Consider the following 22,608-nt stretch of genomic DNA (forward strand, 5'->3'; position numbering starts at 1 on the left):
TGTTGATCGCTCCCGGGGGGAATCCCCGGGGTGCGACGCAGACCGTTAGAAATTCCGGAGAACGATTTATGTCAGTCCCAGTATACGAACGCATTATTGACCTGTTGGAAAAGGAAGGGATTAATACCCTGTTTGGTATTCCCGATCCCGGCTTTATTCACATGGCGATGATCACCGAACAGCGAGGCTGGAATGTGATCGCGCCTCACCATGAGCAGAATGGCGCCTTTATGGCCGATGGCTGGTCGCGCATGACCGGCAAACCCGGTGTGTGTTTTGGCACTCAAGGGCCGGGCATTTCCAATCTGGCCACCGCCATGATCGTGGCCAAGAAAGAGGGATCGCCCACCATTTTCTTTGGCGGCAACCGCTCCCGCACCGCCAACCAGCGCGCGCGCGTAGGTCGTATCCAGTACATGAATCAACTGGACCACTTCAAACCGCTGGTGAAATACGCCGCCATCATTGAAGAGCCCGATCAAGTGGACGAAATCATCCGCGAGGCGCTTCGCCAGGTGACCACCGGCAAGCCGGGACCGGTGTATATTGAATTGCCGTTGAGTGTGATTCACGAAACGTATAACTGGCCACCCCTGATGGAGCCAGAGCAATACCGATTGGTCGAGCAGGCGGCCAGCGGCACCATGATCAATAAAGCGGTTGAACTGATCAAAGCCGCCAAAAATCCGGTCATGCTGGTAGGGCAGGGCATGTTCACTTCCCGCTCTCACCAGGCGGTGGCGGCCTTGGCCGAAAAATTGGATTGCCCGATTCTGCAAACCTCCGGTTGTGCCATGACCATTAAAGGCCAGGAAGAGCGCACCTTTGCTTACGGTTTTTCTCCGGCCGGTCGCGCGGCTGCCAGTGAGTCTGACCTGTGTCTCGCCATTGGTACCGAACTGGGTGAACCGGTGCATATGGGCATTGGTCGCCACTGGGAAAAAGGCGATGCCAATCGCAAGTGGATTTACCTGGACCGTGATACGGCAGCCATGGGTGTCAACCGTCCGATCGACGCTCCACTGGTGGGTGATATGCGCGATGTTCTGCCACAGTTGATGGCAGCCCTGGGCGATTTCCAGCGCACCGGCAGTGAGGAGTTCCAGGGCTGGAAAACCCTGCAGAAAGAGTGGAAGGAAGAGCTGCTGGCTTCAGTGCCCAGTGGGCAGTCCCCGGTTCACCCGGCCCGACTGATTGTCGAAGCGACCAAGGTGATTCCCGAAAACGCGATCTACGCGGCGGATGGGGGGTCGACCACCATCTACGGCTGGACCTATTCTCAGTACAAGCCGGAAGATCTGGTGTGGAACCAAAACACCGGTCACCTGGGTACCGGTCTGCCTTATGCCATCGGTGCGGCCATTGCCACCAAGGGCGAGCGGCCGGTGGTGCTGGTCACCGGCGACTCCTCTTTCCTGTTTGCCATCTCCGAGCTGGAAACGGCGGTGCGCAAGAAGTTGCCCATCGTCACCATCGTGGCCTGCGATTATGCCTGGGGTCTGGAGGTGGGTTGCTGGAAGAAACAGGTGGGGGCAGATTCCCCGGAAACTGAAGCACACTGGGGTAAATGGGTGCGTTTTGACAAGATTGCCGAGGGCTTTGGTGCCCATGGTGAATACGTTGAACATGAAGCCGACATTGCCCCGGCGGTAGAGCGAGCCATTGCCAGTGGCAAGACCGCTGTGATTCAGGTTCCGGTGGATGCCTACGCCAACGCCATGGATGCGCCCAACTACGAAGAGTTCAAGTCCTGGTACACGGACTTTAAAGCCGGCTACGGCGCTGAGGCGGAAGACGCGTATTAAATTGAAGACACTGGTTAAACTAAGGTGGTTGTCGGCTAATCTACATGAAACAGCGTCTAAGTTTCAGCTAAACACCGACCGAGCTTGGACGGTTTAAAGTTTTTTGACGCTGTATTAACAAGAATCGTGGCTGACAAGCTCGGCCACAACGGTATAACAGCACCATAATACACAACGGTATAACAGCACCATAATAATAGGATGACAGAGACATGCGCGAATCTTTGCAGTTTTACATCGATGGCCAGTGGGTTGATCCCATTGAACTGAAAACCGTGAATACCATTAACCCGGCGACCGAAGAAGTGTCGGGGAAAATTGCACTGGGTGAGGCCGCCGATGTCGATCGCGCGGTGCAAGCCGCCCGCAAAGCCTTTCCGGCCTGGTCACAAAGCAGCCGTGAAGAGCGTCTGGCGTTGCTGAAGCGGATTCTGGAAGAATACAACAAGCGCGCTGAAGATTTGGCGGCGGCGATCACCGAAGAAATGGGCGCGCCCAAAGGCTTGGCCCAAGGTTTCCAGGTGGGCCTGGGTTTGGGGCATCTGACCACTGCCATTGAAGTCCTGAAAAACTTTCAGTTCGAAGAGTTGCACGGTGCCAGTCTGATTGTGAAAGAACCGATTGGGGTTTGCGGTCTGGTGACACCCTGGAACTGGCCGGTCAATCAGGTGACCGTCAAGGTGTTTCCAGCCATCGCCACCGGTTGTACCGTGGTGCTGAAGGCCTCGCAGGAATCCCATTACTCGGCTCAGGTGCTGGCTGAAATTTTTGACGCGGCGGGTGTGCCTGCCGGGGTCTTTAACATGGTGCAGGGGAAAGGTTCAGTGGTCGGCGCCGCCATGGCCGCACACCCGGAAGTGGATATGATTTCCATCACCGGTTCCGAGATGGCGGGTGTAGATGTGGCCGTAAAAGCCGCACCAGGGGTCAAGCGCGTGTGTCAGGAGTTGGGGGGTAAAGGCCCGAACATCATCCTCGACGACGACAACTTCGCCGCGAATGTGTCTGGGGGGGTGATCAGCATGATGATCAACTCGGGTCAGACCTGCAGTTCGCCTTCGCGCATGCTGGTGCCCAATTCGCGCATGGACGACGCTATTGACGCGGCCCGTGAAGCGATCACTCAGGTGACGGTGGGCGACCCCAACGGTGATTTTGCTATGGGGCCGGTGGTGTCAGAGAAGCAGTTTTCGTCCATCCAGACGCTGATCCACAAAGGCATTGACGAAGGCGCTGAACTGATCGCCGGTGGCCCGGGTCGCCCCGAAGGTATCGCCAAAGGCTTTTTCGTCAAGCCGACCGTATTTGCCAAAGTCAGTAATGACATGGTCATTGCGCAGGAAGAAATTTTTGGCCCGGTTTTGGTCATCATTGGTTACGACGATGTGGATCACGCGGTCGACATCGCCAATGACACCGAATTCGGACTGGCCGGCTTTGTGGCCGGTAACGATCTGGAGCAGTGTCGCGCAATTGCCCGCCGGGTGCGCGCCGGTTCACTCTCCATCAACGGTGGCTTTGACTTTAATGCGCCGTTTGGGGGCTATAAAAAGAGTGGCAACGGCCGCGAATGGGGTGAACATGGCTTTCACGAATACCTGGAAGTGAAAGCGATTCTGGGTTACGCACCAGACGCGGCACAGTAAACAATAATCGCTGCTCTGCCACTGTGGGGGGCAGCGAGGTTGTGCCTCGCAGACTTACTGCTGTCGACAGTGAACGAGAACATAAAACAGACATAAACGATTGGGTGCTAGCACCAGTGCGCTGTAGAAAACCCCCAACCAATGAACCATATCAAGTTGCCAGAATGAACAGCAGTTACGAATGAGGGAGTGTGTGATGTCTCAACAGAACATAAAAAATGAACAAGCATTGTCAATTTTTCAGGGGCCGCCACTCGCAGAAGATATTCTGGGCTCGCTGACACTGGGCGGCTTTATGGCTGAAGTCGCGCAAAAATTTGGCGACAACGAAGCCCTGTGCTGGAAAGATCTGTCAGGGCAGGTGCGTCGCTGGAGCTACAATGAGATGCACGCCGAATGCCGCAAGGTGGCCAGCGCTTTACTGGCAGCCGGTGTGGCCAAGGATACCCGCGTGGGTGTTTTGATCAGCAACCGGCCAGAATGGGTGTTCAGTACCTTTGGTGCTGCCATGGCCGGCGCGGTGGTGGTTGCACTCAACACGTTTTCCACCCAACAGGAGCTGCACTATCAGTTAAAAACGGCGGATGTCGAAGTACTGATTCTGGAAACTGGCGTCGCCTCGAAAAAGTTTGTGGAGGATGTACACGCGATCATCCCTCAGGTTGCGGGCTCCACCCCCGGCCAGTTGATGGCCGAGGAACTGCCCTTTTTGCGCCGGGTGATCAATATTGACGCCGACGCAACGGACAAGGGCATTCAGGGATGGATGGAGTTTCTGGCGCAGGGTGAACGTGTGCCCGCGGCTATGGTTGATGCCACCATCGAGGCGGCCTGCCCGTTAGACCGCGCGCTGATTTTTTTCTCTTCCGGTTCGACTGCGTTGCCGAAGGCGATTCAGCAAACCCAGCGGGCGGCGATGATGCAGTGCTGGCGCTTTGGCCGCTATTATCAGGCCGACAGTTCCGCGCGGGTCTGGAGTGCCAACGGCTTTTTCTTTTCCGGCAATTTCTGCATGGCGTTTGGCAGTGCGTTTACCGTCGGTGGCTGTCTGGTGTTACAGCGCTTTTTTGATCCGGAAGAAGCGTTGCAACTGTTCCTGGATGAAAAAGTGTCAATGCCCCACCTGTGGCCGCATCAGGAAGCCCGCTTGACCGAATGCCCGGGTTGGCTGGAGGCCGATTTATCCACCTTGACCCACGTGGATCAAAATCTGATCTTGGCGACACACCCGTCGATCAATTCCACCTGGCGCCAACCCAACGGTTACGGCATGACCGAAACCTTTACCTTCGTGGTGGGCGGGGTCGGCAGTGACATCACCAACGGCAGTAATGGCGCCGTGCTGAACGGCAATACGGTTAAAATTGTGGATCAGGATACCGGCGAAATTTTGCCCATCGGTGAAACCGGTGAGATCGTGGTCAAGGGCCCGACCTTAACCGCGGGCTATCTCAAGATTGCGCCGGAAGACACCTTTGATGCCGAGGGCTTTATTCATACCGCCGATGCGGGTTACTTCAATGAAGAGGGTCATCTGTTCTGGAAGGGGCGCCTGGGGGACATCATCAAGACCGGCGGTGCCAATGTTTCTCCGGCAGAGATTGATGCGGTGTTGATGCAGCACGAGGCCATACAAAGTGTCTTTACCGTGGGTGTTGAGCATGACACACTGGGCGAAATTGTGGTCTCTTGCGTGCTGCTGAGTGAGGGCAAGGAGCTGGATGAAGCCGGTTTGCGGGCGTTTGCCAAACAGTCCCTGGCCAGTTACAAAATCCCGCGTCGGGTGCTCTTCTTTTCTGAAGAAGAATTACCGATGACCGGCAGCAACAAAATTCGCCGCCCGGAGCTGAAAAAACTGGTGGTTGAGCGTATGGCGGCAGAGCAAGCCTGACGCTGGCGATCAAACGGTAGAAGGCAGGTTAGAGGTGACAGTTAAGAGGTCACAGAAAAGAACGCCAGGCCCAAGGACATCAGAGTAGTGGGTCAGGCAAGACATCAGAGGGGGTAGGCAGTATCTGCCGCCTCTGATGCTCATACTAATAAAAACGCATCGGCAGAAAATTTGTCCCAAAATTTTCCAGAGGTCTATTTACCAGGTCTTCTTAAGAGAACCTCACATCGTGCATATAGATAAGCTTCACCCCGAATTACGCAAAACCTACGCTCGTATCCCTTCTGTTCCCTTTCATAACTCAGTGTTTTATTTCATCCTTAACGGTTTGCAAAAACTGCAATCCAGCAAGATTCGGCCCTTTTCCGGAGTGTCTATTGAAGATACGAGACTGAACCAGAGCGCTGTCAGAATTTACCGTCCTGAAGCTAACGCCACAGGCGCCGGCCTGCTGTGGATCCACGGTGGCGGCTACATCATGGGCAATACCGCAATTAACGATCGGGAGTGCACTAGCCTGGCGAGGGATGTGGGTTTGGTGGTGGTGTCTGTGGATTATCGCCTGGCACCCCGGCATCCATTTCCGGCGGCGCTGGACGATTGTTATGACGCCTGGAGCTATATGTTGTCGAACGTCGCTCAATGGGGTCTTGATTCCCGGCGCATTGCCGTCATGGGGCAAAGTGCCGGTGGCGGTTTGGCCGCTGCCGTTGTGCAGCGCATCGCCGATGCCGGTGGGGTACAGCCAGCGGCGCAATTATTGCTCTACCCGATGTTGGATGATCGAACCGCCGCAGACAGATCGCGCGATAGCATCAAATACCGGTTGTGGAATAATAAAAACAACCGGGGGGCCTGGGCTTGGTATCTGGGGCAGCCCCCGGGTGCTAAGACCCTGCCAGCTTATGCAGCACCGGCGCGACGGGAGGACGTTTCCGGCTTGCCCCCCACCTGGATGGGCGTCGGGGAGCTGGACCTGTTTCATGCGGAAGATTGTCGCTATGCCGAACGATTGCAAGCATCGGATGTAGAATGCGAGCTGTACGTGACGCCTAAAGCGCCGCATGCGTTTGATATGCTTGTGCCAGAGAGCGCTCCTTCGCAAGGGTTTACCCAGGACTATATTCGCTTTTTGCAAACACGGTTATGTTTGTGAGATGGTAGGCGAAAAATGTATCGGGCGAATAGATCTGAAGCAGTAAAGAATGTCCGCATCAGTAGTGAGAGGGAGCGCTATGCAAGATTCAAAACACACATTAATCGGGGTCGTGGGTGGGACCGGCAAGCTGGGTGAGGCTTTGGCCCGGCGTTGGATCAAAGCCGGTCACCCGGTGATGATCGGTTCACGTACGGCGGATAAAGCCATGACCACCGCGGCGGCGCTGAACCAGGAGACGGACGCAGTCGTCACCTCCGGCAGCAATGCGGACGTGGCAGAGAAGGCCGATCTGATCGTCATCACGGTACCCTTCTCCGCTCAGGCAGAAACCCTGAATGATATCTGTAATGAAGTGCAGGGCAAGATTGTGGTTGATACCACGGTCCCGCTGATGCCGCCAAAAGTGATGCGGGTACAATTGCCCGCTGAAGGCTGCGCAGCGCTCAAAGCGCAAAAGATTTTAGGTGAAGGCGTTCGGCTGGTCTCGGCGTTCCACAGTGTGGCCGCTCACCGGCTGGCAACAGACGATGACATCGCCTGTGACATCATGGTATTTGGCGATGATAAAGCGGCTCGTGAGCAAGTGGTCACTCTGGCCAACGACGCCGGGCTGCGCGGTATTCACGCTGGCGCACTGGTGAATTCCGTGGCGGCAGAGGCACTGACGTCCATTTTGATTTTTGTGAATAAAACCTATTCTGTGGATGGTGCGGGTATTCAGTTCACAGGTGATCTGACTCTGTGATGTCGAGTGGTTCAACGCGGAGTTAGTGTATGTCGACAGGTCTTCAAATTTATCCGCTTACCGGTATCGGCGAAGTAGAAGCGGGGGCGGATTTAACGGATGTGCTGTTAACCGCCTTGACTGCTGCTGACCAAACGCTGCAAAGCGGCGATGTGCTGGTGGTGGCTCAAAAAATCGTGTCGAAATCGGAGGGGCGCTATCGTGATTTAAACGCGGTAGAACCCTCGGCGAGAGCCAGGGAACTGGCCGAACAGACACACAAAGACCCGAGATTGGTAGAGCTGGTGCTGCAGGAGTCAACGACCATCGTGCGCGCTTGTCCGGGTGTGTTGATCGTCCGTCACCACAGTGGCTGTGTCATGGCCAATGCGGGTATTGATGCCTCCAATCTCAAGCCACTGGATTCCAGAGGGTCTGCTGTTGTGCAGCAGGTGTTGTTGTTGCCAATAGATGCAGATGCCTCTGCCGAACAATTGCAGCACTGCTTGTTTGACGCCACCGGCGCACAGGTCGGTGTGGTGATTGCAGACAGCTTTGGTCGACCCTGGCGCAATGGGGTCACCAATGTGGCTATCGGTGTGGCGGGCGTGAATGCGTTACTGGATCGACGCAATGAACCCGACCGGGCAGGCCGCAGCCTGCAAGTGACCGAAGTGGCGGCGGGGGATTTACTGGCCAGTGCCGCAGGGTTGTTAATGGGGGAAGGCAACGAAGGTATTCCGGCGGTATTGATCCGTGGTTTACCGCAACGCTATGGCGCTGGTGCCACACAAAGTGTCCCAGCTCAGTCGTTGGTGCGCCCGCTGGAAAGAGATTTATTTAAATAAAGAGATTGCATCAGATGGGCAGTGAGTCGTTGGTACAAACGAGTATGTCGACAAAATCAGGACCGGTGGTTGTGCTCAGTGGCGGTGTGGGTGGGGCCAAGTTGGCGCTTGGGCTGTACCGTATCTTGCCGGAGCAGTCTTTGTCGGTGGTGGTCAATACCGGCGACGATTTTAACCACTACGGCCTGCGCATCTGCCCCGACCTCGATACAGCACTGTATACCCTCGCGGATCTGTCCGATAAAGAGCAGGGTTGGGGGCGCGCAAATGAAAGCTGGCAGTGTCTGCAAACCCTGGCCGAGCTGGGAGGCGACAATTGGTTTCGCCTGGGCGATCGGGATTTGGCGCTGCACCTGTTGCGCACTCAGCACTTATCCGAGGGTGCAACACTGACACAGTGTATTCACCGTCTTGCGGCAAACATGGGGATAGGGGCGCAGATTCTGCCCATGTCGGATCAGGTTGTCGCCACCGAGCTGGCAACGGATCAGGGGCGCTTGCCGTTTCAGGAGTATTTTGTTCGTCGCCAGTGCCAACCGGTGGTCGAATCGATGCATTACACGGGGGCCGAAGTGGCCCAGCCTTCGGATGAGGTGTTGTCGGCATTGGCCCAGCCCGATTTGCGCGCTATCGTGATTGCGCCTTCGAATCCCTATTTGAGTGTTGCTCCGATTCTGTCGATCGTCGGGATGAAGGCGGCGTTGCAGCGGGCCAGCGCTCCCGTTATCGCCGTCAGCCCGGTGATTGGCGGTGCCGCGGTAAAAGGGCCGACGGCAAAAATTATGCAGGAGCTGAACTTGCAGCCTTCGGCACTGACCGTCGCAAACTTCTATAAAGACCTGATTGACGGTTTTGTTCTGGACACCACCGATGAGAGCCTGTTGTCACAACTGCCTGTGGCCGGCTTGAGCACCAATACCTTAATGACCAGCTTGCCAGATCGCGAACGACTGGCTGAGGAGGTCCTGGGGTTTGCGGATCAGCTGCGATGATTCGGCTCCATATTCAACATAAATTGGCAAGCTGAGGTTATTTCAGCAGCTTTTGGAACTCCGGCGCGATGTTGATCTGCCCTTCGTTGACAAACGCCTCGTGATTTTCTTCGACGTGTTTCAGTTCGTAGCCGTAGTTCACTAATAGACCGCAGGATTGACGCAAGCCATTCGCTGAGGTGTCTCCGAGCCAGTTCAGACGGGCTATTCGCGCTCCATTGCCCAGATGGAAACGGGCCACAGGATCCAGCGGTTTTTGACCTTTTTTGGCGGTATAGAGGTAGTGGGCGCAGAGACGGGTCAGCAGCGGTTGCAGCAGCTCACAACACGTCGGGTCATCGTGCCAGTTGGGAGTGTCCAGCAGTTGCAAGTGCTCGCGCTCTTCGCCCTCAAGCAGCGGGCTTTCCGGATTGTCTATTTCCTGCTTTAACCAGCGGCGGAACCCCGGGATGGGCGACAAGGTAGCAAACTGTTTCAGTTGGGGAAATTCGCTGCGCAGTTCCAGCACCACCTGCTTGATGAGGAAGTTACCGAAGGAGATGCCTCGCAAACCCTCCTGGCAGTTGCTGATGCTGTAGAAGATGGCTGTGTCAAACTCGCTGTGATGCCCGTTGCCGTTGCCGTTGCCATTTGCCGCAGCCACGTCATCGGTATCGGGATCCGCCAGCAGTTCCTGAACGTTGCCAGCCATGCCTTTCACCAGGGCCACTTCGACAAAAATGAGGGGTTCATCATCCAGCGCGGGGTGGAAGAACGCAAAACAGCGACGATCATCAGCGAGTCGGCGGCGCAGGTCATCCCAACCACTCATCTCGTGTACGGCCTCATAGGCAATGAGTTTTTCCAGAGTTTGCGCCGGAGTCCGCCAGCTGATTTTTTCCAGCGTCAGGAAACCCCGGTTGAACCAGGAAATCATCAGGTGTTTGAGGTCGTAGTCGATGCCCGCCAGGTGGGGTTGTTTATCCAGCAGGGACAGTAACTGCAGACGCATCTTAATCAGGGTCGCGGTCCCTTTGGGAGCCATATTGATGCGGCTGAACAGGCGGTGACGGGGGGCTTCTACCGCATGATACAGCGCCCGGTAGGTCTCCATGGTGGTGTTTTGTTTAAAGGCTTCTGCGCATTCCAAAATTTGTTTAGGCTCCGGGCTGAACTCCCGGTACAGCATATTAAAGAACTCCAGTTGCTCGGTGTCATTCAATGCCTGATAGGCCTTGACCACTTCGTGTGCGATGGCCGTACCCATGGCTTCACCTTTGCTGGTGCAAAGCTCGTGGCAGAGGCTGGACAGGGTTTGTTTTTTATCCTGGCGATTGCGCCGGGGGAGGAACTCCCGGCCGGCCTCGGCAATCGAACTGACCCATTGGCTGAATTTTTTCATAGACGAAATCTCCTGCCTAACAACAATTGGTAATGAATCCTTCCTTGTCTTCCTGTTCGCTTGCAGACACGCGTGGTCTGAGACTGTCAAAGCCTTGTGCGCTGTTTGCGGAGACCATCAGTCGGTACAGGAAGGGTAATGCGGTATCGCTAATGTATATCACTCACTGCCGGTGAATATACATGCGCTGGTCGTTCAGTAAAAGGATGCAAGAAAAAGGCCGCAACCTGAGCCGCGGCCTTTTTCGGTTTTCTGGTTGATGGCTTGCTGATCGTCAGTCCAGAAACAGTTTTTTCACTTCGCGGCGCAACAGCTTGCCCATTTCATTGTAGGGCAGTTCTTCTACGACAGCGATTTTCTCGGGCACACGAGAGGAACGCAGATGGTCTTTAATCAGCTGGGACAGCTCATTATTACTGGGCGTCTCGGCACCGGGTTTGATGACCACGGCCACGGCCACCGCCTCGCCCCACTCAACCGAGGGTGCGCCTACAGCCACAGAGTCGGCAATGGCCGGATGAGTGGCCAGCACATCTTCGATTTCACCGGGAGAAATATTCTCGCCGCCGCGCACGATCACGTCATCCGCGCGGCCCGCAAGAAACAGATAGCCTTCATCATCCAGGTAACCCGCATCGCGGGTCGGGAACCAGCCTTCGGCATCGAGAACGCTTTTCTCGCGGTACTCGCCTGACACCTGTTCGCCGCGCACGTAAATTTCTCCGCGTTCACCGGCGGCCAGTACCTGGCCTTCGTCATCGCGGATTTCCAGCTCGATGGTCGGCAGGGGTTTACCCACCGAACCCAGACGCGCTCGTACCGCAGGGTCATCCGATTGATGGGCGGTGCGATGGTCTTCCGGGGTCAGCAGGGCAATGGTGGAGCTGGTTTCCGTCAGGCCATAGGCGTTGGTGAAATTACAGTTGGGGAACAGGTCCAGTGCCTGGGCGATCAGTTCCGGCGGCATACGCCCGCCCCCGTAGGCGATAGATTGCACAGAGGGCAGAGTCGCGTTACCGGTTTCTTCCATGCGAGCAATGACACGGGCGAGCATGGTCGGTACCAGGAAGGCATTGGTTACTTGCTCGTCCCCGGCCAGTTTCAGCCAGGTGTCCGGATCGAATGCCGGCAACATGACGATACGGCGCATCGAGTAGAAAGAGCTCAACAGCGCAGAGATTCCGGCGATGTGGTACGGCGGTACACACACCAGCTGGGCGTCCGTTTCTTCGGCGGTCATAAATTCGTAGGCGCCCAGAATGTAACCCAACAGGTTGGTGTGGCGCAGCAGGGCGGCTTTGGGGGCGGCGGTGGTACCACTGGTGAAGATCTGGGCGGCAATGCCTTCGCCTTCACGCTCTTCGCCCGAGGCGCCAGCGGCGGCTTCTTCAGCGGCCTGCACGAACGCTTCGCGAGTGGCACAGGTGTGGCCCTGGCTGAGACGATTACTGCGCTCAACGTCACCAATCACATAGGCAGGCTTGATCCGGTCGAGCAGGGCTCCCAGGGCTTCGTCTGCGAGGCGGTAATTGAGGGGCACGTAAGGGATACCCGCCATGGCGGCACCAAACAGGGCGATGGGGGCCGCTTCGCTGCTCTCGTCGAGCAGGGCCACCTGTTCACAGCCACTGTTGATGAAAATCTCAGCAGCACCCTTGGCGGCCTCAAGCAGTTGGCCGTAGGTCCAGCGGCGACCGTCACAAACCAGACCAACTCGGTCCGCGCCTGCTTCGGCCGCCATTTGCAGAATCAATACAATGTTCATAGGTCAGAAAACGACTCGGTCAGATGATGGCTATTCGTCGGTAAGAAGGCTAAGTGTCAACAGTTGACCGACGCCTTCATAAAGACGCTGGAATTAATCCGAAGACGGCAGAGGCTTGGCGTCCTTGGTGGGCAGCAGCTGACCGTCGATGGCCAGAGCACCTTCACCGGCTTTAACGCACAGCAGTTCCACGGAGCCATCTTCGTTCACATAGCGCTTGCCCATCAGGGTGCCACCGGCGAAGTCAGGGTTAACACTGCCTTTCTCTGCGGCACCTTCAGCCGTCATGGGGGCACCGCCGCACTCGACTACCAGGTCGCTGCCTTTGATGACCATCACTTCTGTGTTGCAAACCGTACTTTTGAGTTTCGTTCCTGGTTTCATAATGTTCTCGTTCCACTATTCAGGTATATCAGGTGTGAAGGGTGTCAGCAGCTGCCGGACACCGAATGTACATTTCCGCCTGGCCCCAACCTTTTCGTAAAGCTAAAACGGTAAGGCTGGCCAGGCGCGTCATGGATCAGGCGATCGCGCCTTTGGATTTCAGTTCCTCGATCTTGTCCCACTCCAGGCCCAGTTCCATCAACACCAGCTCGGTGTGCTCCGAGGCCAGGGGCGCGCGGTCGGTTTTCACGGGTTCGTGGTTGAACTGTACAGGGCCTCGTACCAGCTTGATAGGTTCACCGCCGTCGGACGCTTCCACTTCAAACAGCATGTCGTTGGCCAGAGCCTGCTCATCGGTGGCAATGTCCAGCAAGCTCTGTACCGGTGCCCACTGACCGGTGTAGGTTTTGAGGTGCTCGCGCCAGTATTTAAAGTCCTTCCCGGCGAAGGCGGCGACGATGATTTCGCTGGCCGCTTCCCAGTTTTTCATCAGGGCTTCGGGGGTTGAGAAACGCTCATCTTCAGCACATTCAGCGTGTCCAATATGTTCAAAGAAGCTCTTGATGTGTTTGCCTGGTGTCAGGGTGCACATGTTGATCACCCCGCCGTCGGAGGCGTAGTAATTGCCCATCAGCGGGTTGCCGGGGTTGGCGCCGGACTGAGGCATGCGGTTGCCCATGACCTGACCGGTTTCGATGCCCATGTCGATGGAGGTGCCTGATGCCCACCAGGCGGTGCTCAGCAGGGAGACATCGACTTCGGTGGCTTCGCCTGTCTGCGCGCGATGGAACAGGGCAGCGGCAATACCGCCGGCGATGTTCATGCCGCCAATGGAATCGCCAAAGGCTGGAATTCCCTGAGCGATGGGACCGCCTAACTCTTTGGGGGACATGGCGTCAGCGATACCGCTGCGGTTCCAAAAGGCGGTGCCGTCGAAACCGCCGGTGTCACGTTCAGGGCCTTTGTCACCGAAGGCGCTACCGCGGGCGTAAATGATGTTGGGGTTGACCGCGCGGATGTGTTCGAGGTCGAACTTCATTTTCTGGCGCTGATTTGGCAGATAATTCGTTAAAAATACGTCGGCGGTCTTGGCCAGTTCGTAGATGACTTCCATGCCTTCCGGAGTGGAAATATCGACGCCCACACTGCGTTTGCCGCGGTTGGGGTGTTCAACGAAAGGGCTGCGGTTGGGGTTGGTGTCCACACCGCCCATCTTCACGAAGCCGCGCTGAGTGTCACCGCGTACCGGGTGTTCAATTTTGATTACATCAGCACCCCAGTCGGCCAGTATGGCACCGGCGGCTGGCACAAAGGTAAATTGCGCCACTTCGAGGACTCTTACCCCTTTCATTACTTGTGTCATATTATTATCTCCTCCGGAGTCACTTTTTCAGTGAGTATACTATTCAACAGCGTTGTTGTATACGGCTGATTTTTCCGGTATAAATGTCTCTTAATGGAAGTTACCTTGTCTGTTCATGACAGCTGCCCGGGCCAATTCTGAAAGCCACCGCAGCAGATCCGGTAAAAACCCCAAGCGAGATGCTGTAAGCCAGACTACACGGTGGGTTGGGACACACTTGCAACAGATCAGAGAGACTGCGTGTCGGGTCAGGTGCCTGTTCCGCGACAGATAAAAATACGCCAAATAAATGCCATAACAAGCGATCAGGAGATAGTACATGAAAATTGATTCTTCACTTTCCGCCGTAGTGACGGGAGGTGCGTCAGGTTTGGGGCTGGCAACAGTCAAAGCGCTGCGGGCTCAGGGGGTTAAAGTCGCCATTTTTGACCTGAACGAAGAAACCGGGGAAAAGGCCGCCGAAGAAACCGGTGCCGTGTTCTGTCAGGTGGATGTGTTGTCGGATGAGAGCGTTGATGCCGCGTTTGCCAAGGCCCGTGCGGCCAATGGTCAGGAGCGTGTGCTGGTGTGCTGTGCCGGCGGCGGCAACGCTATTCCCACCGCTCGGCGCAATAAAGAAACCGGTGCTGTCGACATCTTCCCGTCGGACAAGTTTGAGTGGGTTCTAAAGCTCAACACCGTCGGCACCTTCCGCTGCATCACTCGCTCAGCGGCTGGCATGATGACCCTCGATCCCATCGACGGCGAGCGCGGAGTCTGTATCAACACGGCCTCAGCGGCGGCGACGGAAGGTCAGATGGGGCAAGCGGCCTATTCGGCAGCCAAGGCGGCCATTGTCGGCATGACCCTGACCATCGCGCGCGACCTGGCGCGTGAAAATATTCGTATCAACACCATCCAGCCGGGTATTTTTGCCACCCCGGCACTGATGAAAGCGCCGCAGAAAATGCTGGATGCACTCGGGGCGATGGTGCCGAACCCGGCGCGTCTGGGCAATGCCGATGAGTATGCGAGCATGGCCCTGGAAATGGTGCGCAACGGCTACCTCAATGGCGAAACAGTGCGTCTGGATGGCGCCATTCGGATGCAGCCGCGTTAATAGTTGTCACAGTGCTTTAATTAAGGAAAGGGCCATCAGGCCCTTTTTTTTCGTCGAGGCTTGCCCGGCCTAAGATTGCCCGCACTAAAGCTTCACTACCTGATCTAAAAACTCACGGGTCGCATTAAGAGCTTCACGCTGTTGTGAAAACAGTCCGATGCTCATGAAGCCGTGGATCATGGTGGGATAGTTTTTAAGTGTGGTGACGGTGCCTTCACTCTGCAGGCGTTTGGCGTAGGTCTGGCCATCATCACGCAGCGGATCAAAACCCGCCGTCACGATCAGCGCCGGGGGCAGGCTGGACAGGTGAGCTGCGTAAAGTGGCGATACGTAAGGATCGGTTTTGTCCGTAACGTGCCCCAGATAAGCTGTGTCAAAAGCGTTTCTGGCCGAAGTGGACAAACCATAGCCGTCAATGAAGAGCTCTTTGCTGGGATAGTGTGTGTCCGTCAAGTCGGTTGCCGGGTAGTAGAGGATTTGGGCATGGATTGCCGGGCCGTTCTCATCACGGGCTTTTTGGGCGGTCACCGCCGCCAGATTGCCACCGGCACTGTCGCCAGCAACAATGATGCGGTTCGCATCGCCATTGAGCTCGGCGGCATGCTGAGCCGCCCATTGCAAGGCGGCATAGCCGTCCTCCACCGCAGCAGGATAAGGGTATTTGGGGGCCAGGCGGTAATCCACAGAAATGACGATGGCGTGCGCGACGTTGCTTAATTGTCGGGCCAGCGGGTCAAAAATATCCACACTCCCCACCACAAACCCGCCACCGTGGTAGTAGACCATGATTGGCAGAGGTGTGTCGGCAGAACTCAACTCGGTGCTGGCGGGCCAATAAATGCGGGCGGGAATATCCACGCCGTCACCGGGGATCGTAATGTCTTCGGTTTTGCTGACCGTCTCTTTGGGCAATGTTCCGCTGAGGCCATAAATCAAATTGACCGGCAATTTGAATTCAAAATCAATGTCGGGATCGGGCTTGTAGTTGATCTCAAAACTCAGCAGGTGCAGAGAAAAGGCCGCGCGATAATCCAGGCGCCCGTGAGGGGTATAGGTCCAGCTGTAGGTGATGCCAAACGCGATCAGCAGTACAACCAACAAGCCATAGAGAAACGGGTGTTTTTTCAGAGTCATATCGTTGTTCTTATTTTAATAAGTAATGGTTGATGGGATGTAGGGCGGATTAGCTACTCACCATCCCCCTTTACGGTGAGTACCATTGTAATGTGCGCTCGTATCTTTTCGTATCGCTCAGCGGCCAGAGTGCTGAGAGAGAAGGCTAAAGCCGCGTTTTGCGTAAGGCAAGTAAGTGTAATTGCCACTGCAGTCAATACGATGTCAGTTGTCCAGCCTAATACAGATTTCCCCCGCACTGTGTCAATTAGTGTAATTGCGGCCTTAAAGTCTTGAGACTGCCTGGTAAACTTTTATAATTCTTGAATTGGTCAGGCCATCATGCCAGAATCGATCGTGTTTTCGAGAGCGGATCAGGCGGTGGTTACTGCTTGGCCGATGGTTGGTTGTGTTAATTTGTGGTTAGTAACAAAGCGCTAAACTCAGCGAGAAACTAGAAACTAGAAACTAGAAACTAGAAACTAGAAAGAGCCGGTGTTTAAAGGACTGTCACGAACATTAAAAGAGAGGGTGTCATGAACATAACAAGAGCGGCCGCAGCAAAGTGGTTGAGTGTGTTGGCGGTGGTGTTATCTTCCTCGCTGACCTGGGCGGCGGGTGTTGATCAAAAGAAGGCCGACGACGCCGCCATGGATTTCTTCATGGGGGAGCCGGCGAGTATGGTGTACCCAGCGCCAGCGCCGTTGCTGACGAACGCCCAGGGCCGCGAGTACCAGTCCCTTAATGGCGCCTGGGACATTCTCATGGACGAGGCGGGGATGAGCTGGCGGGTGATCACCGCAGGCGATTACCTGACCGACAATACTCAATACCCGGACACTGGCTGGAATTTGCTGGAACACGGCTTTGATCAGCGTAACCAACTGCAGGTGCCCGGCGACTGGAACAGCCAGCGTCCGGAACTGGACCGCTACCGCAGCCGCATCCTCTATTACAAGGCGGTGAATCTTAAGCCGCAGCAGGGCAAACGTTATTTGATGCATTTTGGCGGTGCCAATTACACCACCGATTTATTTGTGAATGACAAACTGGTCGGACGTCATATTGGCGGTTACACGGCGTTCAACTTTGATGTCACCGATTTTCTCAAGCCGGGCAAAAACCGGTTTATCGTGCGGGTTGATGCACACCTGGACGAAACGACGATTCCGACCATGCGCACTTCCGATTTTTGGAAGTACGGGGGCCTGACGCGTGATGTGGGTTTGATCACCATTCCGGAGTCTCATGTTTCCCAGTACCACATCTATCTGGAGGACGCGCAGCAGGGCCTGGTCAAGGGCTGGGTCAAACTCGAAGGGGGCCAGGTCGCTGGCCGCGAGGTCGAAGTGGCAATCAAGGGTGCTGGCATTAAAACGGCCGTGACCACTAATGAAGAGGGCTTAGGCGAGTTTGCGGTGAAGGCAAGCAATCTGAAACTCTGGTCACCCGAGAACCCTTACCTCTACAAGGTGGCGCTGTCGTTTGGCAAAGAGCGTATCAAAGACCGCATTGGCCTGCGCACCGTGGCGACACGGGGCACTGACATTTTGCTGAATGGCAAACCGGTTAAACTGCGCGGCATCAGCATGCATGAAGAGACCGTTCTTCACGCCGGGCTCTCCAACAGCCGCAAGGATGTGGCGGCCATGTTCAAACTGGTGAAAGAACTGAACGCCAACTTCGTGCGCCTGGCGCACTACCCGCACAACGAGCACACCGTCAAACTGGCTGATGAGATGGGCATCATGTTGTGGAGCGAGGTACCAATCGTGTCCATGATCGACTGGGAAAACCCGCAGACGCTGGCGGCGGCCAAATCCCAGGTGCAGGACAACGTTGCGCGCGATATGAACCGGGCGTCGATTATCTTCTGGTCGGTGTCTAACGAAAGTTTCCCGCAAACCCAGGCACGCCTGGATTTTCTCACCGAACTGGTGACTACTGCTCGGGCCATGGACCACAGTGGTCGGCCCATTGCCTCTGCGCTGGTGGGCAGTCATGAGGAGTTCGCCGGTATTGGTCGTCGCTTGTTTGAATACCTGTTGAACTCTCCGGACACACCACAAGAGGCGCGCGAAGGGCTGATGGCCATGGCGGCCAAGATGCAGAGTGCCGGTAACGGCGCCACTCCCCAGAAGGCTGAGGATAAGTCAGCAGTGTCCGAAGCGCCGGTGTTTGATGTGGTCATTAACGACAAGCTGGGTGAGGTGGTGGACATCATCGGTTACAACGAATACTTCGGCTGGTATTACTCCAAGTTTTTTGCACAATCGTTTCATGTCGACGAAGGCCTGATGCGCAACGCCATGCTGGAGGTGATGAGCGAAATTCGGTTCAGCAATGCTTTTGGCAAACCGATGATCATTTCCGAGTTTGGTGCCGGTGCCAAGCAGGGGCTGCACTCCGACAAGGCGCTGATTTGGTCGGAAGAATACCAGGCCAAGGTGTACCGTGCGCAATTGGACATGCTGGAAAAGAGCCCGCAGGTGCAAGGCTACTCGCCCTGGGTGCTGAAAGACTTTCGCTCCCACCTGCGCGAACTGAATGGCATTCAGGACACCTACAACCGCAAGGGATTGGTGTCTGAAACCGGCGAGAAAAAAATTGCGTTTGATGTGCTGTCTGAGTTCTACCGTCAGAAGAAAGCCGCTCAGTAAGTGATGCTACTGGCTTAGACCATGTATTGCAGCCAGGTAAGAGCCCTGAGGCCAATGTATGCTGCCCGTGAAGGGCAATACACAGCGGCATCGATATTGGCCATGCCACCTGACCTCTGCCACGCCGCCTGACTCCTGGAGAGGGCAAGCGCTGCTGCGGCTTGGCGGACACTGCTCAACCGGTGTTGTTAAGCGGGCGTTGTTAAACGGGTGGTGCCGAACGGGCCAGACAACGCCAGGCCTTAAACGCTAGCGGTTAAAACGTGAGACGTTCAGCGTAGGTGGTTAAAGCGTGAGTCGTTAAGTGTAAGCAGCTAAATCCAGAGCAGCTAAATCCAGAGTAGTTGGAACCAGAGAAGTTGGAACCAGAGTAGTTGAAACCAGAGTAGTAGAAACCAGAGCAGGGAAAGCGTAAGTAGACAAAAATGCGAGTGGTTAGGGTCTAACCACTCTACAGGTTTGCAGACTAGTAAAATCGATCAGCCCAGCTGAGTTTCTGTGGCCGTCAATTCCGTCTTCAGCCACATGGTTTCGCTCAGGTTAGAGCCACCGGATTGTTGCAGCAATGTGCCCAGCACCGCTTGTTTGACAGTCAGTGCCGCCTTGCAATGGGGCTCTGCGTCGAGCGCGACTTCCAGCAGGTGCAGGGCTTGCAGCGGCTGATCGGCCTCCAGCTTTTGTTGCGCGCGTTTGGCCAGGGATTGCGTGCCGCCGGCCAGCTCGGCCAGATCGGCCGCCACACTGGCGCGGGGAACCGCATACAGAGACGTGGTGTAGTCCATGTGGAACCAGCCGGAATACTCTTCCCAGATGGTGCGTACCGCCCAGCTGACCTTGCCGTGGAATTCACCGATCTGTAAATCCTCAGGCAATTGAATGTCGCGCATCAGCGTGTGCACGTCCTTGCCGGCGTTCATGCCGTCCAGCGTGGCATTGAGTATGTAGGACACGGCGCCGTGCATTTTATCCAGATTTGCACGGATGGTGTCGGCGCCTTCGATGGGGTCGCCGTGGCCGGTGATCAACAGCTCGGCATTCAGGTCGCGTACCTTTTCCAGACACTCCAGCCACAGGGCAGCCGAGCGCGGCTTGTCCCCGCGCATGGTGCACAGGTTGGGCATGGACAGAAACACCGGGCCAAACAGATTGCCCGTGAACACCACCTTTTCCCGTGGCATCCATACCACCATGGCATCGGGAGCTTCACCACCAGGCGTGGAGATCACGTCGAAACGGCGTCCGCCGAGCTCGAAGTCGTACTGTCCAATCACTTCGATATCCGGTGTCACTTCGGGTACCACAATCTTATCCCGGCCCTTGATGGTGCCGGTCCAGAGTTTGCCCGAGCGACCCTTGAGGTAGGGGCCCAGACGGTCGAAGAATGTCCAGGTGTCGACAAAGCGATGTTCGGTAATGATCTGGGTGATCGCCTCGCGCAAAACCGGCACACCGCCAAAATGATCGGCGTGCGCCTGGGTCAGGATGATGTATTTTAATGGACCTGTGCGGACGGGGCCGATTACCGATTGGTTGCGCTCGGCGCTGTTGATGAAGCCGGCGTTGATCATCACATCGCCATCATCGGTAGTGACCAGATAAGCGTTAGAGATGTCCCGGGCCATAAAGATAAAGTCATTGATCTTCACCGCTTCGGTTTGCTGGTCGCCCGCCTGAACGAGAGCGGCAAGTTGAGGCTTGTTGTCAGAGGTTTCAGTACTCATGCTCACTCCTCGTTGATGTTTACCATGACTTTACAGGATTCGGGAGTGGCGGCAATCTTCAACCCTTCCAGTACCTGATCGAGCGGCAGATGATGGCTGATCATGCTGGCGATCTTGTCTTTCAGGCGAGGCATGGCGGCGATCACGTCCGGCATTTCGGTGGGGTAGCCCATGGCGGTGGTGATGGTCATTTCACTGGTCAGCATGCGCCCGGCGGGCAGCTCGATGGGTTTCATGTGAGCGGCAGTGATCACAAACCGGGAGTGGAATTTGGCCATGGCCACCACTTCGGAAAGTATGTTGGGGGCGCCGGCGGCATCGATAAACGCATCGGTACCCACACCCACGCGACCGTATGAAGGCACTTCACCGTGCAGTCTGGCCAGTTCGGTGCGCAGGTCGATTTGGGTGGGGTCGAGTGCGGCCTGTGCGCCCAACGCCATGGCGCGCTCGCGACGCTCGGCTGCGAGATCCAGGGCAACCACATCCACACCGCGGTCCACCAGCCACAACACCATGCCCAGACCAATCGGGCCACAGCCAAAGACAACGGCTTTATCCCCGGCTTTCACCTCGGCGCGATTCACTCCGTGCATGGCCACCGCCAAGGGCTCGCACATGGCGGCCACATCGTAGGGGATGTCTGCCGGAATGGGCAAAATCGAGGCGCCCAGTCGCGCCTCGCGTACCAGCAGTTCCTCGGTAAACGCGCCCTCGGGGCCGCCGCTGCCGATGTTGCTCGGCGTCTGCATCGGGTTGACGATGACGCGCTGGCCAACGCTGATGCCCTCAACCTCGGGGCCAACCTGCATGATCTCGCCGGCACCTTCGTGACCCAGGGCGGTAATGGTGCCCGGGGTCGGGATGCCGCCGTGTTTGATGTAGGACAGGTCACTGCCGCAAATGCCGCAGGCTTTCATTTTGACGACCACATCCTTGGGGCCCGCGTCTGGACGCTGGTAGGCGTCCAGACGTACGTCATTGACGTTGTGAATTTTCAGTAAGCGCATAAATTGGTTCACTCCAACGGTGCAAGGCTCTCTCCGGTTTATCCGATTCTCACCGGCGATGACAGCTCTCTGGGGTTTTAACGGGTATCTTTCCGGTTTACATGGATAGACTCAAATTTAAAACGCGTATGGAGGGTAGACCAGACTGCCGCCATCAATCACGATGGTGTCGCCGGTGTGGAAAGAGGAGGCGTCACTGCACAGGTAAGCACCAATACCTTCAAAATCTTCGATTTTACCCACACGGTGTATCGGGGTTTTGGCAGAAAAGTGCGCGTCAACCTGCTTCATGCGCTCTTCCATTTCCGGGCTCATACCGCCGTCGGAACCAATATTGGTTTTGATGTAACCCGGAGCAATGGTGTTGCAGCGGATTTCGTATTGCCCCAGTTCTGCCGCCATGCCGCGGACCACTGCGCCCATACCGCCTTTGGAGGCCGCGTAATTATTGATGCCGGCAATCCCGTGGAACATCGAGAGACTGCCGCAATAAACCAGTGAACCGCCGGGCTCACCGGCTTCAGCCCGTTTGACCATCTGTTTGGCACCTTCGCGGAGGGTGAAGAAGGCACCGTGCAAGTTAACGTTGAGCAGATCGTGCCACTCTTCGGAGTCCAGTGTCAGCACCGAGCGTGAACGTGAGGCGCGACCGGAGTTGGCGAAGACGCAATCGATGCGGCCGAAGTCACTCAGCAGTTGTTCGTAGCCGTCGATAATCGCCTGCTCGGAAGAGGCGTCGACCTGATAGGTCTCAACTCGTGCAGCTCCGGCAGCCTCCAATTCGGCCTTGGCGGCGGCATTCTTCTCGGCATTACGAGCCCAGATCGCAATACTGCCACCTTGTTTGGCGATCCCCTTGGCGAACCCCAGGCCAATGCCACCGTTGCCGCCGGTGACCAAAGTGACTTTACCCGTCAGATCAAATAAGCCTTTAGACATAACTCTTCTCCTGTGCCGTGATCGGCTGAAACGTTGTTTTTTATGATTACTGTCAATTCTGTATAGGGTCAGATGGTGTCTTTGAGAAGCCAGACACTGTTTCTATCG

Annotated in this window: 17 protein-coding genes; 9 read left to right on the forward strand and 8 right to left on the reverse strand. The window is 56.1% G+C overall.

Features of this window, described 5'->3' with window-relative positions; all coding sequences use genetic code 11:
• Positions 1 to 68 precede the first annotated feature (68 nt).
• From G8770_RS10745 to cofD, 7 genes are all read left to right on the forward strand, one after another.
• The gene (locus G8770_RS10745) at positions 69 to 1,805 is read left to right on the forward strand and encodes a thiamine pyrophosphate-binding protein (RefSeq protein WP_167186029.1); all 1,737 of its coding nucleotides are present in this window, start codon (positions 69 to 71) and stop codon (positions 1,803 to 1,805) included.
• Between the two features lie 212 nt (positions 1,806 to 2,017).
• A complete protein-coding gene (locus G8770_RS10750; protein WP_167186032.1) occupies positions 2,018 to 3,451 on the forward strand; it encodes an aldehyde dehydrogenase family protein in 1,434 nt (477 codons plus the stop codon).
• Between the two features lie 196 nt (positions 3,452 to 3,647).
• Entirely contained in the window at positions 3,648 to 5,342 is a 1,695-nt protein-coding gene (locus G8770_RS10755) for a class I adenylate-forming enzyme family protein (RefSeq protein WP_167186035.1), read from the forward strand.
• 229 nt (positions 5,343 to 5,571) lie between these two features.
• Complete coding sequence (locus G8770_RS10760; RefSeq protein WP_167186037.1) at positions 5,572 to 6,498, forward strand: alpha/beta hydrolase fold domain-containing protein; 927 nt, start codon at positions 5,572 to 5,574, stop codon at positions 6,496 to 6,498.
• 79 nt (positions 6,499 to 6,577) lie between these two features.
• The gene (gene npdG, locus G8770_RS10765) at positions 6,578 to 7,246 is read left to right on the forward strand and encodes an NADPH-dependent F420 reductase (RefSeq protein ID WP_167186040.1); all 669 of its coding nucleotides are present in this window, start codon (positions 6,578 to 6,580) and stop codon (positions 7,244 to 7,246) included.
• 29 nt (positions 7,247 to 7,275) lie between these two features.
• A complete protein-coding gene (cofE, locus tag G8770_RS10770; RefSeq protein ID WP_167186043.1) occupies positions 7,276 to 8,073 on the forward strand; it encodes a coenzyme F420-0:L-glutamate ligase in 798 nt (265 codons plus the stop codon).
• 44 nt (positions 8,074 to 8,117) lie between these two features.
• Positions 8,118 to 9,065: a 2-phospho-L-lactate transferase gene (cofD, locus tag G8770_RS10775; protein WP_167186046.1), complete on the forward strand. Its 948-nt coding sequence runs from the start codon at positions 8,118 to 8,120 to the stop codon at positions 9,063 to 9,065.
• A 37-nt stretch (positions 9,066 to 9,102) separates the two neighbouring features.
• On the opposite strand, the gene G8770_RS10780 is transcribed toward cofD, so the two are convergent.
• The 4 genes from G8770_RS10780 to G8770_RS10795 form a co-directional block, all read right to left on the reverse strand.
• Complete coding sequence (locus G8770_RS10780; RefSeq protein ID WP_167186049.1) at positions 9,103 to 10,446, reverse strand: malonyl-CoA decarboxylase; 1,344 nt, start codon at positions 10,444 to 10,446, stop codon at positions 9,103 to 9,105.
• Positions 10,447 to 10,720: 274 nt separating this feature from the next.
• Positions 10,721 to 12,211: a class I adenylate-forming enzyme family protein gene (locus tag G8770_RS10785; protein WP_167186053.1), complete on the reverse strand. Its 1,491-nt coding sequence runs from the start codon at positions 12,209 to 12,211 to the stop codon at positions 10,721 to 10,723.
• 93 nt (positions 12,212 to 12,304) lie between these two features.
• Positions 12,305 to 12,595: a hypothetical protein gene (locus tag G8770_RS10790; RefSeq protein WP_167186055.1), complete on the reverse strand. Its 291-nt coding sequence runs from the start codon at positions 12,593 to 12,595 to the stop codon at positions 12,305 to 12,307.
• A gap of 136 nt (positions 12,596 to 12,731) precedes the next feature.
• Positions 12,732 to 13,958 (reverse strand): CaiB/BaiF CoA transferase family protein, encoded by a 1,227-nt coding sequence (locus G8770_RS10795; protein WP_208022190.1) that lies wholly within the window; start codon positions 13,956 to 13,958, stop codon positions 12,732 to 12,734.
• Between the two features lie 319 nt (positions 13,959 to 14,277).
• Here G8770_RS10795 and G8770_RS10800 point away from each other — a divergent pair, with 319 nt between their 5' ends.
• Positions 14,278 to 15,057: an SDR family NAD(P)-dependent oxidoreductase gene (locus tag G8770_RS10800; protein ID WP_167186058.1), complete on the forward strand. Its 780-nt coding sequence runs from the start codon at positions 14,278 to 14,280 to the stop codon at positions 15,055 to 15,057.
• Positions 15,058 to 15,141: 84 nt separating this feature from the next.
• Here G8770_RS10800 and G8770_RS10805 read toward each other — a convergent pair whose 3' ends face one another.
• A complete protein-coding gene (locus tag G8770_RS10805) occupies positions 15,142 to 16,191 on the reverse strand; it encodes an alpha/beta hydrolase (protein ID WP_167186061.1) in 1,050 nt (349 codons plus the stop codon).
• Positions 16,192 to 16,706: 515 nt separating this feature from the next.
• Between G8770_RS10805 and G8770_RS10810 the strand changes: the two genes are divergently transcribed.
• Positions 16,707 to 18,830, forward strand: coding sequence for a glycoside hydrolase family 2 TIM barrel-domain containing protein (locus tag G8770_RS10810; RefSeq protein WP_167186064.1), 2,124 nt, complete (start codon positions 16,707 to 16,709; stop codon positions 18,828 to 18,830).
• A 479-nt stretch (positions 18,831 to 19,309) separates the two neighbouring features.
• Here the strand turns inward: G8770_RS10810 and G8770_RS10815 are convergent, their stop codons facing one another.
• From G8770_RS10815 to G8770_RS10825, 3 genes are all read right to left on the reverse strand, one after another.
• On the reverse strand, positions 19,310 to 20,551 hold the full coding sequence (locus G8770_RS10815) for an MBL fold metallo-hydrolase (RefSeq protein WP_167186068.1): 1,242 nt from the start codon (positions 20,549 to 20,551) through the stop codon (positions 19,310 to 19,312).
• Positions 20,552 to 20,553: 2 nt separating this feature from the next.
• Positions 20,554 to 21,561, reverse strand: coding sequence for a zinc-dependent alcohol dehydrogenase (locus G8770_RS10820; RefSeq protein WP_167186071.1), 1,008 nt, complete (start codon positions 21,559 to 21,561; stop codon positions 20,554 to 20,556).
• A 117-nt stretch (positions 21,562 to 21,678) separates the two neighbouring features.
• On the reverse strand, positions 21,679 to 22,500 hold the full coding sequence (locus G8770_RS10825) for an SDR family oxidoreductase (protein ID WP_167186074.1): 822 nt from the start codon (positions 22,498 to 22,500) through the stop codon (positions 21,679 to 21,681).
• Positions 22,501 to 22,608 lie beyond the last annotated feature (108 nt).

The sequence above is a fragment of the Pseudomaricurvus hydrocarbonicus genome (genome assembly GCF_011602365.1).
In the GTDB taxonomy this organism is placed as follows: domain Bacteria; phylum Pseudomonadota; class Gammaproteobacteria; order Pseudomonadales; family Cellvibrionaceae; genus Pseudomaricurvus; species Pseudomaricurvus hydrocarbonicus.

Bases quoted from the DNA above. Each gene is read 5' to 3' on its own strand.
- G8770_RS10790 (WP_167186055.1), bottom strand. From the start codon at position 12,595: ATGAAACCAGGAACGAAACTCAAAAGTACGGTTTGCAACACAGAAGTG.
- G8770_RS10750 (WP_167186032.1), top strand. From the start codon at position 2,018: ATGCGCGAATCTTTGCAGTTTTACATCGATGGCCAGTGGGTTGATCCC.
- G8770_RS10800 (WP_167186058.1), top strand. From the start codon at position 14,278: ATGAAAATTGATTCTTCACTTTCCGCCGTAGTGACGGGAGGTGCGTCA.
- G8770_RS10745 (WP_167186029.1), top strand. From the start codon at position 69: ATGTCAGTCCCAGTATACGAACGCATTATTGACCTGTTGGAAAAGGAA.
- G8770_RS10785 (WP_167186053.1), bottom strand. From the start codon at position 12,211: ATGAACATTGTATTGATTCTGCAAATGGCGGCCGAAGCAGGCGCGGAC.
- G8770_RS10755 (WP_167186035.1), top strand. From the start codon at position 3,648: ATGTCTCAACAGAACATAAAAAATGAACAAGCATTGTCAATTTTTCAG.
- cofE (WP_167186043.1), top strand. From the start codon at position 7,276: ATGTCGACAGGTCTTCAAATTTATCCGCTTACCGGTATCGGCGAAGTA.
- G8770_RS10820 (WP_167186071.1), bottom strand. From the start codon at position 21,561: ATGCGCTTACTGAAAATTCACAACGTCAATGACGTACGTCTGGACGCC.
- npdG (WP_167186040.1), top strand. From the start codon at position 6,578: ATGCAAGATTCAAAACACACATTAATCGGGGTCGTGGGTGGGACCGGC.
- G8770_RS10825 (WP_167186074.1), bottom strand. From the start codon at position 22,500: ATGTCTAAAGGCTTATTTGATCTGACGGGTAAAGTCACTTTGGTCACC.
- cofD (WP_167186046.1), top strand. From the start codon at position 8,118: ATGTCGACAAAATCAGGACCGGTGGTTGTGCTCAGTGGCGGTGTGGGT.
- G8770_RS10815 (WP_167186068.1), bottom strand. From the start codon at position 20,551: ATGAGTACTGAAACCTCTGACAACAAGCCTCAACTTGCCGCTCTCGTT.
- G8770_RS10780 (WP_167186049.1), bottom strand. From the start codon at position 10,446: ATGAAAAAATTCAGCCAATGGGTCAGTTCGATTGCCGAGGCCGGCCGG.
- G8770_RS10805 (WP_167186061.1), bottom strand. From the start codon at position 16,191: ATGACTCTGAAAAAACACCCGTTTCTCTATGGCTTGTTGGTTGTACTG.
- G8770_RS10795 (WP_208022190.1), bottom strand. From the start codon at position 13,958: ATGACACAAGTAATGAAAGGGGTAAGAGTCCTCGAAGTGGCGCAATTT.
- G8770_RS10810 (WP_167186064.1), top strand. From the start codon at position 16,707: ATGAACATAACAAGAGCGGCCGCAGCAAAGTGGTTGAGTGTGTTGGCG.